Origin of the sequence: Luteolibacter sp. LG18 (assembly GCF_036322585.1) — a bacterium.
GTDB lineage: Bacteria > Verrucomicrobiota > Verrucomicrobiia > Verrucomicrobiales > Akkermansiaceae > Luteolibacter.
In genome coordinates, this window is record NZ_AP024600.1 from 1,024,091 (window position 1) to 1,040,774 (window position 16,684).

Below are 16,684 nucleotides of genomic sequence, written 5' to 3' on the forward strand. Positions count from 1 at the left end.
CGCCCCGGCTTTACATCGGGCGATCCGGATGAAATCCTGTCGGCCCATGCGCTTGTTCAAGAAAAAGCCCGCCCCGACCAACGCCCCGAATCCGAACTTCGAGCGTCTGGTTTCGCTGCTGGATCACCACCGTATCACGGTGGTCTTCGACATCGGCGCGAACGTGGGACAGTACGCAGAGAAACTGCGCGCCGCGGGTTTCCGCGGGCGCATCGTCTCCTTCGAACCGCTTTCCGAAAACCACCGCACGCTCGAGACCCTGGCGGCGAAGGATTCGAAGTGGACCATCGCACCCCGCATGGCCGTGGGCGCGGAGGCCGGCGAAGTGAGCATCAATGTTTCCCAGAACAACGACATGAGCTCGATCCTGCCGGTGGCGGATCCGATGCTGGAGGCTCTGCCGAAGTCCCGCATCGTGACCACCGAAACCGTGCAGGTGAAAACCGTGGACAGTCTCTTCAACGAATTCGTGGAAGCAGGGGACAAGGTCTTCGTGAAGGTCGACACGCAGGGCTTCGAAATGCCGGTGCTGGAGGGCTCGACCGGAACCATCGCCGCGAACCGCATCGCCGGCTGGCAGTTGGAGCTCTCGATGATCCCTCTTTATCAAGGGGAAAGCACCTTCGATGACATCACCGCCTGGCTGAAGGCGAAGGGCTACGAGACGCACTTCATCATCCCCGGCTACTTCAGCAAGAAGCTGATGCGCCAGTTGCAGATCGACAGCATTTTCTTCAAGGCCTGAAACGGGCCGCCCGCTACGGCACCTTGACGGTCACCACCAGGGTGGCCGAGCGGCCGTGGTCGTCCACCACCCGGAGCTTCCGTTTCCCGGGCGTGGGTTGCCACGGCAGCCCGCCATTGGCGGTGCTTTGGCCCAGGAACGCCTCGTCGCAGAACCAGTAGACCGTCGCCACCCCGGCGGCGGGTTTGGCTTTCAAGGTGATGTCTTCGGTGCCGGTGAAGTAGAGCCGGTTCGGCAGCGGCGAGAGGATCAGCGGCGCGGCCCCGGGATCGAGGCCCTCGATCCCCGCCGTGCCATTCTCCGGAGCCGGCGGTTCGCGGCGCGGCAGGCCTGCCTTCCGGAACAGAGCGAGCATGTCCGGCGGCCAGAATTCGTAGACCTCCCGCCGCAGGCCCGGCCGACCGTCGTTCCACGCCACCCGCGCGCCGGTGGAGCCATCGACCAGGATCTCGCGGTGCAGCTCGCACATGCCGATCGGCGAAACCCCGGGCACGAACCACCCGCGGACGAGGTGCGGGCAATGCGGCCCCGGCAGACAGCCGGACAGCGCGCACAGATCGACCTGCCCGACGGTGGCGGGGGCTTCCTTCACCCGATCCGGCAGGTGAAGACGCGCGAACAATTCGAACAACAGCGGGGCGGCGGTCCGCCGGGCGACGAGCGCGTTGTTCCCCCGGCCGCTGAAATTCCCCATCCACACCACCAACACGTGATCGCCGCGCACGCCCGCGGCCCACGCGTCGCGAAACCCGTGGGAGGTGCCGGTCTTCCACGCCACCGCCGGATCGGCGCGGGAGAACCCGTAGTCCGCGCCCAGTTCCCCGGTGCCGCGGAGCATGTCCAGCACCAGGAACCGTGCGGCCTCGCTGAGCAGGGGCGGCCCGGCCTCCGGGCGGGGCGGCCCCGTCCGGAACACAAGCGGCCGGGAAACGCCATCGTCCGCCAGCGCGGCGTAGAGGCGCGCCAGTTCCAGCGGCGTGATCCCGGCCCCACCGAGCGATATACTAAGACCATAGTAAGACTCCGGTCGATCGAGCCTGACGCCGCCGTGTTTCAGGAAACCGTAGAGCCCCTCCCCCTGCAACCGCCGCGCCAGATCCACGGCGGGGATGTTGCGGCTGCGGACCAGAGCCTCGCGGGCGGTGACCGGGCCCATGAACTCACCCTCGAAGTTCTCCGGATTGTAGTCGCCGAAGGCCATCGGCGCGTCCACCAGCAGGCTGCGGGGATGGATCAGCCCCTGGTCGATCGCCAGACCGTAGATGAACGGCTTCAGCGCCGAGCCGGGCGAACGCCGGGCCCGCAGCCCATCGACCATCCCTTGGATGCTCCGGTCCCCGTAATTGCCGGAGCCGACGTAGCCGAGCACCTGCCGGGAGGGCGCATGCACGAGCACGGCGCAGGCATTGCGGATGCCGCTTTCCGACGTGCGGTCGAGACAAGCGGCGATGCCCTGCTCCAGCACATCCTGGATCTCCAGATCGAGCGTGGTGTCGACCACCGCGGAGGCGTCCTCGTTCATCATCCGGCGGCAGAAATGCGGCGCGCGGTGCGGAGGCTCGCCCGGCGGCACCAGCGTGAACGAAGCGGCCAGTGGATCGTCGCGCAGCGCCTCCGGGCCCGCGAGCCCGGCTTGAAGGCGGGCCTGCGCCACGGCGATCCGCGATTGGTCCCCTGCCCGCCCGGGATGGCGGGTGGCCGGACTCTGCGGGATGATGCCGAGCGCGAACGACTCGCGCTCGCTGAGATCGGCGGCCGATTTCCCGCACCACAGCCGCGCGGCCGCGCCGATGCCCTCGACGTTCCCGCCATACGGCGCGAGGTCGCAGTAGGCCTCGAGGATCTGGTCCTTCGTGTAATGGCGCTCGAGCTGGATCGCCCGGAACATCTGTAACAGCTTGCCTCCCGGGCCGCGGGTCTGGAGGCCCCAGCGCATCCGCGCCACCTGCATGGTAAGCGTGGACGCGCCGCCCAACGGTCGACCAGTGGCCACGCCCCACAACGAGCGCGCCACCGCCACCGGGTTCACCCCGGGATGCCATCGGAACCAACGGTCCTCCTTCTCCAAAGTGGCCCGCACCATCGTCGGATGGATCTCCGCCAGCGGCGTGCGCAAGCGGTAGCGGCCATCCGGCGCGGGCGAAATGTGAAGCACCGCGCCATGGCGGTCCCGCACGACGCGCGACCACCCGAGATCCGGCGGATAGAGTTCCGGCTTCGGCAACAGGCACCAGCCCGCGCCGAGCACGAGGGAAAGGAGGGCGGCCGACCGCAGGACCGGCCGCCTCCAGGATTTCAGTTTGTGCCACCACGCACGCACGGCAGGATCACAGCGCGGGTTTCACCTCGATGCGGGTCGGCTCGGACAAGCCGTGCCGGCCGCGATCATACATGTCCTCCGCCATCGCGGGCGGCACGACGAACGAGCCGGGGCTGACCGCCTTCATGCGGTAGCTCACCGACCATTCGCCGTTTCCACCAAGGTCCAGGTAGAACAGGCTGCGGTCCTCGCGGAGCTCCGCGAAGGTGGTGCCCGCCACCGTGCCAGCGCCGGACTTCAGGTCACCCGCGACCACCTCGAAGCCCGCGGGCAGCAGGTCGACCACCGCGACATTGGTGAGGGAGCGGGTCGAGAGGTTCCGCACCCGCAAGGTGACGGCGATGGAATCGCCGGGCCGCACCGGATGGGACGTGTCCACCGGCTTGATCTCGCGGAACACCCCGAGACCGCTGGTTTCCGGTCCCGGCGGCTTGCCGCGGTCGTAGCCCTGTTCGGTGACCTGGAAGAACGCGCCGATGTCACCGGAGCCGTTCTGTTTCCGGCGGATGCCGACCGAGGCGCTGCCCACCGGGAACGGCGAACGGACGATGCCTTTCGCGGGTCCCGCCAGCACGGTTTCCGCGCCGGATGGCGGCTTCGCCACCAGCGTCAACTCCAGGCCGGTCTTCGCCGCGGCATCCCCGTAGGCTTTCAACGCGAGCGTCATGAACGAGGCAGTGAGCGTGGTGAAGTTCTCCTTCTTCAGCGGCTCCATCACCGGTGCCAGATCGTCGTAGCCGAAGTCCTTCGCGTCCTCCGGGAAGTGCCGGCAGCGGACGTAGAAGATCTTCAGCGCCTCGGCATCCGGAGTGCGGTCATACCAGAACACGGGCTCGGGTTGCGGCGGGTTCTTGGCGCGTGCGTCCATACAGGCGGCCATCAACTTCGCGCCCTCCTTGTCCTGCTTCAGCAGGCGGTAGGTACCGGCCATCCACGCGGCGGTGCTGGAGCCTTCCCACTTGCCAGCGTATGCCTTCGTGAGTGTGTCGCGGAGGTTCAGCAACTGGGGCGCGGGGTTCTCGCCATTGCGGGCCATCAGGTAGATCGCGTAGGCCTGCAACTCGGCCTCGCGGAGGTTCCCGATCGGCGCGCGGGCGGTCGCCGAGACGTAGCGCACCGCGCCCTTCATCATGTCCTCCGGCACCGGGTGGCCGAGCAGTTTCGCCTCGGTAAGGAAATGCAGCACGTAGAGCGAATGGAACTCGAACGCACGCGGTGCCCCCGAATACCAGTAGCCGAATCCGCCGTCCGATTGCTGGCGGTTCGCGAGCTGGGCGATCGCGCCGCGGATGTGCTCCGCCGCCACCTCCGGTTTCAACCCGAAGTCCACCTCGGTGGACGCCAGCAGCTTCACCATCGCGCGGCTGGTGATCTGCTCGCTGCACCCGTGGGGATAACCGCTGACGTAGGCCTCCAAACCGCGTGCCAGCCCGATGGGCAGCACGCTGCCCATCGCGTCGGCCCGGCGCAGCTCCGGATAGAGCTGGCGGGTAGTCTTCACTTCATAGTTCCCGGTGCGGAACCATCCGGACGTTACCTTCGTGAGATGATGGGACGCCGGGCGCACGCTCAGCGTGATCGCGCGGTTCACCGTTTCGCCGCCAGCGGTGGCGGTGAACTTCAGCTCGGTGCCACCCAGCGCGTCCTTCGCGCGGAAGCGGAAACGCACCATGCCTTCCTTGCCCTGCGCGAGGTTCACCACGGCTTCCGCCGCGCCGACCGTTTCGAGCTCCGCTCCCGGCTTCACGGTCACCTTGATGTCGGTGGCGGTGGGCGCATTGAGATTGCAGGTCACGGCCAGCGAGGCCTCGAACTCATCGCCGGGCGAGGCGAAGAGCGGCGCGTTCGGCAACAGGATGATCGGTGAACGCGCGAGCGTGGAGGTTTCCGCGACGCCGATGCCATCGGCGCGGGCGGCCACCGCCATCACCCGCAGGTTGCCGTTGAAGTAATCCGGCACCAGCCACTTCAACTCCTTCGCCTGCGGGCCGGACTCGACCATCCCCGACCAGTAAACCACCGGGGCCTCCTGGCGGCGTTTGAACGGATTGACGTGCATTGCCAGCGCCGAGTCGGCATCGCCGCCGAACGCGGGGGCTGATTTCAGGAACTGGTATTCCGGCAGCAGCAGGTCGAGCCATTGCAGCGTCTCGACCTCCAGCGCCTGCTTCCGCGAGAAGTAATCGAGTGGACGCGGCAGCTTGTAGTTCGTGATCTGGTGGATGCCCTCGTCCACGGCGTAGACCAGCACGCGGGCGGGCTTGTCGCTGCTGAGGGAGAACTTCACCTCGGTGCCGGGGCGGGCCACCTTCGGTGCTTCCAGTTTCAAGCCGAGCTGGTGGCGCAGCGGCGCGACCCTCAACGGCGCGGCGGCATAGCTGAGCGGGCTGCGGAACACCTCCGGCGACGATGGCGAGCGCACGAAGGCGGCATTCACATACAACGTCCCGCCCATGTCCTCCGGCACCTTCATCTTCACCGTGGTCTCGGTGGTGTCGGTGTGGAACCACTGGTGGGCGAGCACTCGATCGCGCTCGAAAGTCACCAGCCCCGCGCCAGCATAGGGTGCGGTGAGGTGGATCTCGATCTCCTCACCCGGCTGGGCTTCCCCCTTGCTCAGGACCAGTTCCAGCTCGGCCTCGCTGTCGACACTGCGGTTGCGATCGCCCTTGCCCGCCACGCGGTAGGGAACGGCGGCAATCAGGCGCTTGGCGGCATCCAGCACTTCCAAACGGAACGATCCGGACTGGCCGGTTTGCACGGTGACGTCGATGCCCTCCGGCTGCCACGCCAGGTCCTCCTCGCCCAGGGTTTTCTCACGCTCGGTGGAGACGTAGGCGTAGTTGCCATTGTCCTGTTTCGTGAGCACGGACACGCGGCGGATCTCGATCAAGCGCTTGTGCAGGCCGGCCATCGCCACCGGCTTCGCGGCACGATCGAGGGCGATGAACTTCACAGTGCGGACCGCGTCCTTGCCGAGATAATCGAGGTCACCATCCGGCTTCCAGCCGATCACCTGCTCCAGCGGCGAAACGAGCTGCGTGAGCGCGTGGCGGACGCTGCGGCCTCCCTCGCGCTCGAAGGCCTCCGTCAGCACCGCCATCCGGAACGAAACATCCGGCACCGAGGCGAGCGGCAGGTTGAACTCCGCCACGCCGTCCTCGCCGGTCTTCACCTCGCCGAGGTCGACCGTGCGGCCGGCCTGCGATTTCGACTTCTGCGCGGTGGGATCATGGAAGGTGAATCCCTCCCAGCCCTCGAACGAGAACTCCGCGGTCGAATACTCCAACCGCATCGTCACCCGGCGCTCGGCCGCGGGTTCGCCGAAGAGCGAGTTCACCGACACCTTCGCCTTCGCGTCAGCCGGCGACATCCATCCACCGCCCGGCGCGGGATCGATCACGGTGGCGACCTTCATCCGGTCCGGCTGGAATTCCTCCACCTTCAAGGAGGCTCGGCCCAGGCGGAACAGCTCGCGGTCCTCGCTATCCAACACGGCGGCGGCGAGATGGTATTGGCCAAGCACGGCCCCCTCGGTGAGCGGCAGCTTCACTTCGAAAAACCCGTCGTAGGGCAGGCGGATCTTCTGCTCGCCCGCGGTGCGCCCCTGCGAATCGGTGAGGGTGATCCGCACCGGCAGACCTTCCAGCACCGGGCTCCAATCGCGACGCCGCACCAGCACGCCGCCATTCACCATGTCGCCCGGGCGGTAGATACCGCGCTCGGTGAACACGAATCCTTCCACCGCCTTCTGCCGGGACGCGAGCACGCCCTCGGTATCGAAGCGGGAGAAATCCATCGACTGGAGTTGGCTGCGACGCAACGGCAGGAAGGTCACGTCGTTCCCCTTCACCGCCAGCACCGCCACCGGCTGGCGCTCCTGCACAAAGCCCTCCAGTGAGGGCAGCGACGCCTTGCCATCCGCTCCGGTCACCGTTTCCACGAGCACCGTGCCATTGCGGGCGAGCGCCTTCAGCGTCACCCCCGCCACCGGTTGCCCTGCACCGAGCGACATCACGAACACGTCGCGCTTTCCGTCCGGGCCGGTCTTCGCCACCAACCCGAGATCGGTGATCATTACGAACCGCCTGCCGGGCTCGCGGCCATCGTCCTCGCGCTGCGAACGCACCGCATCATCCTCCACCCAGCCATCGACGGCGTGCCGCGCATCCTCCCCTTCCTCGTAAAGGTAGGGCTTGGACGGCGCGTCGTCGTCATCCGGTGTTTCGATCCGGCCGAACACGCTGGTGTCCGGCGCGACCGGGGTGAGTTTCTTCACCGCCTCCGCCTCGACCACGAAAATACCGAAGCCGCCTTCCAGTCGATCCGGAGCGGACATCGCCGGAGCCTCGTGCAGGTCCAGCTCGGTCTTCACCGCCTGCCACTCGTTCTCATGCGGCACCTTCACGAGCTTCCGCCAGCGCTGGACCAGGCTGGTTTCAGGAAACGTGCTGTTCATCCGCAGATCGGAGAAATCGCCGTAGTCGTTCTGCGTGACGAGATGCTGGACCTGCGAGATCGGCACCCGGCCGACCGTGAACCGCAGGTGGTCGATCCCGCGGGACTCCACCACCATCCGGCGCGCGCCGCCGAGCGTGAGGATGTTGCCCTTGCCGAGGATCTGCACCTCCTTCGGGAACTCCGGCACGCCGGTGATGTCCTGATAGGGAGCGCCGAGTTCGAACCCACCCGGCGCCTTCACTCCCGGCGAAACCCGCACCAGCACGAAGCCGGGCCGGGGCTCGATGAAACGGAACGCATGCTGGTTGGAAAGCGGGGCTTCGCTTTCGACCGGCATCAACTGGATCTTCTTCGCCGCGGCCACCTGCTGTTCCAGCCTCGCCTTGTCGCCGGTGTCCCATCCATCCACCTCCTCACTCCGCCACCACGCCTGAAGATGGCTGGCGATCTCGGAACTCTCCAATGCCACGCTGGTGGAGATAAACAGGAACTGCTGGGGCTCGCCCTCATCGGTCCGGATGATCCGGGTTTGAGCACCGCTGATCGTGAAGCCGGTGAACTTGTCCGGGATCCGGGTCTTCACCTCCGCCGTGTCCTTCAACGCCTCGCCTCCGGACGCCGGAACCAACCCGGCGAGGATGCTCAGTTTGGCGAAGTCCTCCTTCCCGGGGATGATCAAATTCCGGCTGCGCAGAAACCACTGCCGGGCGTCCTGGCCCTGGGTGATCATCAGATCGGGGGTGCCGTCCGGAGCGGGAGCAAACACGGCGGTGTGTCCCATGACTTCCAGCCGCGCCTGCCGGGTCACGTCCTCCTGCGTGGCGGGATAACGGAGCCACAGCTCCCCGACCACCTGATGAACCGTCGGGTCCGCCGGGCTGGTGTAGAAATTGAAATCCCGCAGCATCGCCACCGAAGGCTCGGTGGAGAACTCCAGCGTAGTCCGGTCGAGCTTCATCAGCGGCGCGATTCCTTCCGGAGCGAGCGTCACCGAATACTTCGCGGCGGCGGGCCAATAGAGATCCTCCGGTGTGAAAACGAGCGTGCGGTTGTCCTGCCATTTCCAGATGCCATGGCGCGCGGGTTCCAGTTTCACTCCCGGCCCGGGTTCCTTGCCCACCCTCTCGAGCGGGGCGACCGGCAGTGAAAACCGGATCGTCACCGGCGAAGGTGACAGGTTCTTCTCCGGCACTCCCAAGCCCGCGGAAGGCGGCGCGGTCCATGACACCTGCACCTTCTGCTCCTCCTGGTAGACCACCACCCGCGGGCGGTGCGCCTCCCACCATCTCATGCCGCCCCAGATGCCACCCGCGATTCCCGCGAGCGCCGCCAAGGTGATGCCCCAACCCCGCGGATGCGCCGCCATGTGGCGGCCCAGTGCCCGGGCCCTGCCGCCGGTCCACCGCAGCCACGGTGGTGCCGACCAATTGATGTTCCCAACGATACAGCCGGCCAAGTGGCCGGCTTTTCCTACCAGTGCCCTCAGAGGGGCGAATGTTGTTTTCACGGGAGTGGTCCTCGAGGGTGCGTTACGCATGGCCGCACACCGGCTTTCACTTTCTGAAAATATATTTTCGGGCTGTCGGAGATGCCTCCGGAACAATGACACAACTCATTGAAAACGGCATAACTCCGACACCCCAAGCAGGAGCAGGTAGCGCGAGGCTCCCGCCTTGCGTGCGGGGAAGATTCGTGGGGGCGTGGAAGGGTCCTGTCGGCCCTTGAGGGGCTGGGGACTCTGATTTGGAGTGCGGCGAGGCATCGCCGCTTTGGGTGCCGGAGAGAATCGACGGGATTGGCAGCGGAGCTCTGGAAGAGGAGCGGGAACCAGAGAGGGGGGTGGGTCTGGAACGAGGGAGCGGGTTGGCGAACGCAGGTGTTGTCCCGGGCGATGCCTCGCCTCCGCTCAAAGCGGCGATGCATCGCCGCACTCCAAATCCAGAGCCTCCTCTGGATGCTTTCCAGCCAAAGCGAAATGAATGTCGATTCAACCTAGGGTGAAGACGAAGATCCCCTCAATGGCAGACTGGACGAACAAGGGTCTTCGCAAGTCTTCCCAGCACGCAAGACAGGAGCCTCGCACTACCTAGCGCAGGATGCAACCACCCCGGGGAGCACCGGGCGGAATGCACCGAATCCACCCTGTTGACATCCACATTTACAAGGACTTCTGCAATGGCATGACCGCTGCGGAACGATTCGTGGCGGATCGCAACCCGCTCCGCCCACCAACCACAACCCAACCCACCATGAAACTCCTGCGCCCCACCCTGACCATCCTGCTGGCCGGATCGTCCATCGCGTTCGTTTCCTGTAAATCGGAAGAAGAGAAGCGCCAGGACAAGGCTCTCGAACGCCACGCCGACGCCCTCGAAGACCAGGCCAAAATGACCCGTAAGGCCGGCGAACGCGAGGCCGCCGCCATCAAGGACGAGGCCGCCGCCGCGAAGGAAGCCGCCGACCTCAAGGCGAAGCAACTGGAGGAAGCTGCGAAGGAAACCCGCGACGCGAAATGACCCGCTCCAGGTGCGGACGCTCGCCCCGCGCTGGACTCCCGGCGCGGAGGACACTAAACCGCCCGCATGTCGTCCGTCCGCACCCGCTTCGCCCCCTCGCCGACCGGTTACCTCCATGTCGGCGGAGCGCGCACCGCGCTGTTCAATTTCCTCTTCGCCCGCCACCACGGCGGCACCTTCGTGCTGCGCGTGGAGGACACGGACGAGGCCCGCAACACCGAAGCCGCGCGCGACGCGATCTTCTCCGGCATGCGCTGGCTCGGCCTGGACTGGGATGAAGGCCCGCAGGCCGGCGGTAGCTACGGCCCGTATTTCCAGAGCGAGCGCCTCGCGGTCTACGACAAGTGGTTCGACGTGCTCCGCGCCAAGGACCGCGTCTACGAGGACGGCGGCGCATGGCGTTTCCGCTTCGAGCGGAAGAAGATCACCATGAACGACCTCGTCTGCGGCGAGGTGACGATCAACTACGAGGACGAGAGCAACACCCCGGACATGGTCGTGAAGCGCTCCGACGGCTCCTACGTCTTCCATTTCGTGAACGTGGTGGACGACCTCGAAATGAAGATCACCCACGTGATCCGCGGCGAGGACCACCTCATGAACACGCCGAAGCACCTCCAGCTTTTCGAAGCCCTCGGCGCCCCGGCTCCGCTCTACGCCCACATTCCGCTCATCCTGAACGGCGACGGCTCGAAGATGTCGAAGCGCGACGAAGGCGCGGCGGTGGGCGACTACCCGCGCCAGGGCTTCCTGCCGGAAGGCGTGGTCAATTTCCTGGCCCTGCTCGGCTGGTCCTCGAAGACCGACGAGGAGATCTTCTCGCTAATCCAGCTCGTCGATCGCTTCTCGCTCGAAAACGTCAACCGCGCCCCGGCCCGCTTCGACCCTGAGAAGTGCGCGTGGGTCAATCAGCAGCACCTCGTGAAACTCACTCCGGAAGCCTTCGCCGAGGCCGCGCTTCCGTTCGTGGAAGGCGCGGGCCTGCCGGTGGATGGCGCTTATCCCGCCGCCGTCGCCACCGTGAAGGAAAAGGTTCGCCTGCTCCAGGAGGTGCCGGAGGCGATCGGCTTCCTGCTCCAGGACGAGTTCGCCTACGAAACCGAAGCGCTGGAAAAAGTGAAGGCCAACGCCCAGGCACCGGCGCTGCTGTCCGCCCTCGCCGCCGCGTTTTCCGGAGTCTCCGAATGGTCCGCCGACGCGGCCAAACATGCCATCGGTGACACGGCGAAGGCCGCCGGAGCAAAACCGGGCCAATTGATGTTCCCCGTACGCGTGGCCCTCAGCGGCAAGTCCGGCGGCCCGGATCTCGGTGACATCCTCGGCCTGCTCGGGCGCGAGCGTAGCGCGGCCCGCGTGGCCCGCCTCGCGGAAGTGCTCGCGATTTGATCCGCCTTAACGGTTGCCAAACCCCGAATGCGCGCCTTCTTGTCCGCAGACCGCGATCTGCTATGAAGGCGCGCGCGTATCCCCGACCCATGAGCCAGCCCTACACCCTCGACGACCTTCTCTCCCGTGACCGCCTCGATGCCGGCCACGACAAGCCCGCGCGCCTGGCGGTGATCGGCCACCCGGTCGCGCACTCGTCCTCCCCGCGCATGCACCAGCCGGCGCTGGACGCCTCCGGGATCGACGCCCGCTACATCAAGGTGGACGTGGCCCCCGGCCAGGTGGCGGAGGCGTTCTCGCGCATGAAGGCACTGGGGTTCATCGGCTGCAACGTGACCGTGCCGCACAAGTTCGACGCGCTGGCCGCGTGCTCGGTGGTCCATCCGGACGCCCGCGCGCTGGGCGCGGTGAACACCGTGCGCTTCGACGCAGAAGGCATCCACGGCTTCAACACCGATGGCCCCGGATTCGTCCGCGCCATCATCGATGACTTCGAGTTTCCCCTCTCCACCTTCAGCGTGATGATCGCCGGCGCGGGTGGCGGGGCGGGCCAGGCGATCGCCACCCAGTGCGCCATGCAGGGCGTGCCAACGCTGGTGCTGGTGAACCGCACGCTCGACAAGCTCGGCCCTCTGGTCGAACGCCTGCGCGCGCTCGGGCCGACCACCGAGGTCATCGCGCTCTCATTCGACGACCCGCAGCTGGAATCCCTCTGCCAGCGCTGCGACCTGATCGTGAACACCACCTCGGTCGGACTGAAACCGGATGACGGCTCACCGCTCCAGGTGGACTGCCTCCGCCCCGGCCTGTGCGTGTATGACACCATTTACCAACCAGCGGTGACCCCACTGCTGGCCGCCGCGGACGCCGCTGGCTGCCGCACCGCGAACGGTATCTCGCTGCTACTCCACCAAGGCGTGCTGGCCTTCCAGCATTGGTTCCCGCAGACCGATCCGCTGCCGTTCATGCGGGAGGCACTCGCTCAGTCCGCGCGCTCGGGCACCTGAGCCTGCTTCGCCGCCGGTTTCGCCTGCAGGGCTTCCTCCGGGGTCAGCGGCACCACGCCTGCCTCGTCCCATGAGAGCCAGTGGCAGGCGATCACCTTCTCGACCGTGAAGTGGCGGTTGCCACGGTCGTCGACATTCCGCCGCACCTTGACCCGCACCCGGATCATTTCATCCGGATCATCCTTCGACAATTGCCCGTCGAAGGCTTTCTCGCCCTTGGCCGCCTCTTGGAAGGCCGCCATCAGCAGCAATCCCTCGCTACTGGTGCGGGAAACCTCGATTTCCGGCGAGCCTACGCCCGGTTCTCCGGGCAGACCGAAACGGGGCGCGTACAGGGTGAGGCTCAATGGTCCCGAGTGGGTATCCCCGGTGGAGGTGCGCTGGCGGGCGAGCAAACGGAACTCCCCGGAGTCTCCCCCCGATCCCGACACGAACAGCGGCCACGGATAATCCCCATAGCGCACGAAGTGATACCAATCCAAGCGCCACTCGCCCTCCTCTTCGACGAAAACCGCATCCAGCTTCCTGCCGTCCGTGACCGACCAAGTGGTGCCGATGGCATCAGTCGTGCCAAGCTTCAACACCTTGCGGGAAAGCAGACGGATCTCGGCCGGGTTCACCGAGGGCATCGGATTCATCGCGTAGAACCGAGCCATCTTCCCCGCCGTCGCGATGGGATCCCGCACATATTGGTTCCGCGCCTCCGGCGTACCCGCCGCCAGGAACGCTTGGAAATTCCGGACACACGAAGGCAACGCCTTCTGAAGAAGAAGGGTCTCCGCTTCGGCGTAAGCCCCCGGTGCGGCGAAAGTCGAGACTCCATCGGTCGCTCCACCATCGTCCCCTAGTTGCCGGACTCCCAGGACCAACAGGGCCATCACGATCACCCATCCGGCCAGCAGTTTCACCACTAGGACGTTCCGTCGGTGCTTGCGGAACGAACGTTTCCGCCCGGGAGCCTCCTCCGCGGGCGTCGGACGATGGGCCGGAATCGAAGGGTGCTGTTGCAACTGGGCGAGCGATTCCCCGAAAATGGACGGATCCTTGCCGCAATGTGGACACGCCCGCGCCTCCATCCCGAGGGCGGCCTCGAACATCCGGCCGCACCGGCCGCAGTGGAACCATCCACGGTTTTCCTTGCTCACGCCGGTTGTTCTACGGCGTGACCCACCCCTTGTGAAGCACGTCGAGCACGATCCACTGGTTTGGCAGGGCATCGTCACCGGAGCGGCCCAGCTTCACCCTCACCGGCTGAGCAGCGTTGTTGCTTCCCAGAATGGTGCCGCTTTGGAACATCCCGGCCAACTTTCTCCCGGCCTCGCTGTCTCTCCCGGCGTAGCCCCACACGATGTTGTCCGCGCCTTCACGTGTGATCCCATAGGCCTGAAACCGGGATTCGGGAAAGGCAGCCGTGTAAAACGTGGACGGCGCGATCAGCACGCGGACATCGGCTTCCTTGGATACGGCGGACGAAAGCTCCGGAAATGCCGGGGTTCCAAACCCAACCGTGGCCTTCCAATCCACGAGCATTTTCCCGCCTTCACGCACGAAGCAAACGGAATAGGGAGCGAAGTCCGGGAGCAGCCCACTCATGGTGCCGAACCCCCGGTTGCCACTCGCCCCGTAGGATTGCATGAGGTCCGCCGCTGGCTGCCAATCCGCAGGCACGGCCCACGCCCGCCAATATTTCTCCAGCGCCTCCGTGAAGCGGGAGCCATCACGAACCAGGGGCTCCACGTCCTGCCAGCGCCGGGCACGGGCATAAGCCGTGAGCACGGAACGCATTTCCTGCTCCGCCTCGGCGGAGTGCTCGGTGAAGTAAGCCATGGGATCCTCGGTCTGCACCGGCTCATCGACCATCTGGACCAGATCGTAGTTGGCCACGCGCCCCGCTTCATTCCGCTTGGCGAGCAACGGCTGGATGGCGAATCCACCCGCCATGGCCACCAACACGACCGAAGCACACCACCACAACCAGCGATGGGAATGGCGGTGGTGCCCACGCCCCCAGACCTCGCCATCCCGCCCCTCCAGTTTGGCACGCCGGGCCCGCGGTTGCATCACCGGCAGGGACTCCGTGCGGGTCGCGGTGGGCAGGGCTACCTCGGAATCCAAGCGGACCACCCCTTTGCCGAGTTCACTGACTAGAATTCCCTCGCCCGCTCCCGCCGTTTCACGGCTCTGGGGGCCGGGCGAAAAACGGGAGTCAATGCGCAATCCAGCTTCGGCCCGCACGGGAATCTCATTCGCCGTGCTCCGCCGCGTGGGAAGCACCACGCGTGGAGCCGAAATATCCTCGGCGATCAACACCGGCACCTCGGCCCCGGAATCTTCCACTTCCATGGAATCGGGGCGAATGCGTGGTTCTACAGGAAGACCGCTCATGTATTTTCAGCCGACTGGCTGGCGACCGTCGTTCCAACTCCGTAAGTTGGCAAGCCGGGAAGTCTAACTATCTGCCCACCGCCGTTCGAGGGCTTCCTCCATCGCCTTTTCCACCAACCGCGCGGCCAGGGCCTCGGTGGCCTGATCCAAACGCTGCACCGCGGCCTTCAGCGGATTGGCGGAACCCGCCGCCAGTGCCTCCCGCACCGCGGTGGATGCCGCCTCGATCTCGCCCTGCTCCTCCGGAGTGGCCAGCCCCTGCGCCAGCACCATCTCCACGGCGGGAAGCAACTCCTCCGCCTTCAGCCTAGCCTCGGTGAACACCCGCTCCGCCATGTCATCGAACGCGTGCTCGACCGACTCGCTCACCATCTGCTCCACCGCGGCGTCGTCGACATCCACCGCCGCGCTCCGGATCTGGACGATCGTGTCCTGGCCCGTGGCCACATCGCGCGCCAACACCTCGAGGATGCCGTTTTCATCGATGCGGAATTGCACGCCGACCCGCGCCTGGCCTTTCGGCAGGGCCTCGAAGGCCACCTCGAACGCGCCCAGCTCCCAGTTGTCGCGGGCCATCTCGCGTTCGCCTTGGAGCACGCGGATGCGCATGGAGGCCTGACCGGCGGCGGCATTGGTGAACATCTCGCCCGCCTTGCACGGGATGGTGGTGTTGCGCGGAATCAGCACGTTCATCAGCCCGCCGAAGGTCTCGATGCCGAGGCTCAGCGGCGTCACGTCGAGCAACACCATCTTCCGCAGCGCTCCGCTCATCACGCCGCCTTGGATGGTGGCTCCGAGCGCGACCGCCTCGTCCGGGTGCTGGGAAACATCCGGCTCACGGTCGAAACACTCCGCCACCGCGGCGCGAACCGCCGGAATCCGGGTGCTGCCGCCGACGAGCACCACCGCATCCAAATCCTGCGGGGAAAGCGTGGCATCCGCCAAGGCCTGGCGGCAGTGACGCAGCGTCCTGGCGATCCACGGAGCTGCCACGGCCTCGAAATCCGCACGGGCGATGACTGCCTCCAAACTGTTCGCTCCATCGTAGAACGGCACCCGGAAGGCGGCTTCTTCGCCCGACGACAGCGCGCATTTCACCCGCTCCGCTTCCTCCACCAGCTTCACCCGGGCGGAGGCATCGAGCGTGTCGAAATCGACGCCCCCCACGGTCGCGGCACGGCGGGCGAACGCCAGATCGAGATCGTCCCCGCCGAGGCGGGTGTCGCCGTGGGTGGCGAGCACCTGGAACACGCCGTCCTGCATTTCGAGGATCGAGAGATCGAAGGTGCCGCCGCCGAAATCGTACACCGCCACGCGGGACTTCTCGGAAAGCTTGTCGAGGCCGTAAGCCAGCGCCGCGGCGGTGGGTTCATTGAGGATGCGCACCACCTCCAGGCCCGCGAGTTCCCCGGCACGTTTGGTGGCGGCACGCTGGGCGTCGTTGAAATAGGCCGGCACGGTGATCACCGCCTTGTGGACCGCCGTTTCCAAGCGCCACTCCGCGATCCGCTTCAGCTCGCCGAGGATCTCCGCGCTGACCTGCTCCGGCGTGCGGTCGAGCACGGTCACGCCGCCATCGGCCGCACGCGCCATCGCCACCGGAAACTCGGTTTCCTCCGCGTAGCGGCGGCCCATCAGGCGCTTCACGCTGGTGACCACCCGGCCCGGATCGAGTGCGCGGCGGCGCAGCGCCTTGCGGCCGATCTCCGTGCCGCCATCCTTTCCGAACCACACCGCGCTCGGCGTGATCCGACGGCCATCTTCGTCCGCCAGCAGGATCGGAAAGCCGGAATCCACCACGCCCACCGCGGAATTGGTGGTGCCGAGATCGATGCCCAGGATGATGTCGCTCATGCGCGGCAGG

General features: G+C 66.4%; 9 protein-coding genes. 4 read left to right on the forward strand and 5 right to left on the reverse strand.

The window, feature by feature from the left end; translation table 11 throughout:
- Window positions 1–46: 46 nt before the first annotated feature.
- On the forward strand, window positions 47–745 hold the full coding sequence (locus llg_RS04340; RefSeq protein ID WP_338288306.1) for an FkbM family methyltransferase: 699 nt from the start codon (window positions 47–49) through the stop codon (window positions 743–745).
- A gap of 13 nt (window positions 746–758) precedes the next feature.
- Here llg_RS04340 and pbpC read toward each other — a convergent pair whose 3' ends face one another.
- Window positions 759–3,065 carry a penicillin-binding protein 1C gene (gene pbpC / locus llg_RS04345; protein ID WP_338288307.1) on the reverse strand — a complete coding sequence of 769 codons (2,307 nt, stop codon included), beginning with the start codon at window positions 3,063–3,065 and terminating at the stop codon, window positions 759–761.
- Window positions 3,066–3,072: 7 nt separating this feature from the next.
- A complete protein-coding gene (locus llg_RS04350; protein ID WP_338288308.1) occupies window positions 3,073–8,892 on the reverse strand; it encodes an alpha-2-macroglobulin in 5,820 nt (1,939 codons plus the stop codon).
- Window positions 8,893–9,775: 883 nt separating this feature from the next.
- Between llg_RS04350 and llg_RS04355 the strand changes: the two genes are divergently transcribed.
- The 3 genes from llg_RS04355 (at window position 9,776) to aroE (ending at window position 12,435) form a co-directional block, all read left to right on the forward strand.
- Window positions 9,776–10,042 (forward strand): hypothetical protein, encoded by a 267-nt coding sequence (locus tag llg_RS04355; protein ID WP_338288309.1) that lies wholly within the window; start codon window positions 9,776–9,778, stop codon window positions 10,040–10,042.
- A gap of 66 nt (window positions 10,043–10,108) precedes the next feature.
- On the forward strand, window positions 10,109–11,428 hold the full coding sequence (locus llg_RS04360) for a glutamate--tRNA ligase family protein (RefSeq protein ID WP_338288310.1): 1,320 nt from the start codon (window positions 10,109–10,111) through the stop codon (window positions 11,426–11,428).
- Between the two features lie 89 nt (window positions 11,429–11,517).
- Entirely contained in the window at window positions 11,518–12,435 is a 918-nt protein-coding gene (aroE, locus tag llg_RS04365; protein ID WP_338288311.1) for a shikimate dehydrogenase, read from the forward strand.
- On the opposite strand, the gene llg_RS04370 is transcribed toward aroE, so the two are convergent.
- The 3 genes from llg_RS04370 to llg_RS04380 all read right to left on the reverse strand — a co-directional run bounded on the left by llg_RS04370 (window position 12,411) and on the right by llg_RS04380 (window position 16,674).
- Window positions 12,411–13,580: a hypothetical protein gene (locus llg_RS04370; RefSeq protein ID WP_338288312.1), complete on the reverse strand. Its 1,170-nt coding sequence runs from the start codon at window positions 13,578–13,580 to the stop codon at window positions 12,411–12,413. The two genes, aroE and llg_RS04370, sit on opposite strands and share 25 nt — an antisense overlap.
- A 10-nt stretch (window positions 13,581–13,590) precedes the next feature.
- Window positions 13,591–14,778, reverse strand: a complete 1,188-nt coding sequence (locus tag llg_RS04375; protein WP_338288313.1) for a hypothetical protein — start codon at window positions 14,776–14,778, stop codon at window positions 13,591–13,593.
- A gap of 105 nt (window positions 14,779–14,883) precedes the next feature.
- Entirely contained in the window at window positions 14,884–16,674 is a 1,791-nt protein-coding gene (locus llg_RS04380) for an Hsp70 family protein (protein ID WP_338288314.1), read from the reverse strand.
- Window positions 16,675–16,684: the final 10 nt, after the last annotated feature.

Bases quoted from the DNA above. Each gene is read 5' to 3' on its own strand.
- aroE (WP_338288311.1), top strand. From the start codon at position 11,518: ATGAGCCAGCCCTACACCCTCGACGACCTTCTCTCCCGTGACCGCCTC.
- llg_RS04380 (WP_338288314.1), bottom strand. From the start codon at position 16,674: ATGAGCGACATCATCCTGGGCATCGATCTCGGCACCACCAATTCCGCG.
- llg_RS04360 (WP_338288310.1), top strand. From the start codon at position 10,109: ATGTCGTCCGTCCGCACCCGCTTCGCCCCCTCGCCGACCGGTTACCTC.
- llg_RS04375 (WP_338288313.1), bottom strand. From the start codon at position 14,778: ATGGAAGTGGAAGATTCCGGGGCCGAGGTGCCGGTGTTGATCGCCGAG.
- llg_RS04340 (WP_338288306.1), top strand. From the start codon at position 47: ATGCGCTTGTTCAAGAAAAAGCCCGCCCCGACCAACGCCCCGAATCCG.
- llg_RS04350 (WP_338288308.1), bottom strand. From the start codon at position 8,892: ATGGCGGCGCATCCGCGGGGTTGGGGCATCACCTTGGCGGCGCTCGCG.
- llg_RS04355 (WP_338288309.1), top strand. From the start codon at position 9,776: ATGAAACTCCTGCGCCCCACCCTGACCATCCTGCTGGCCGGATCGTCC.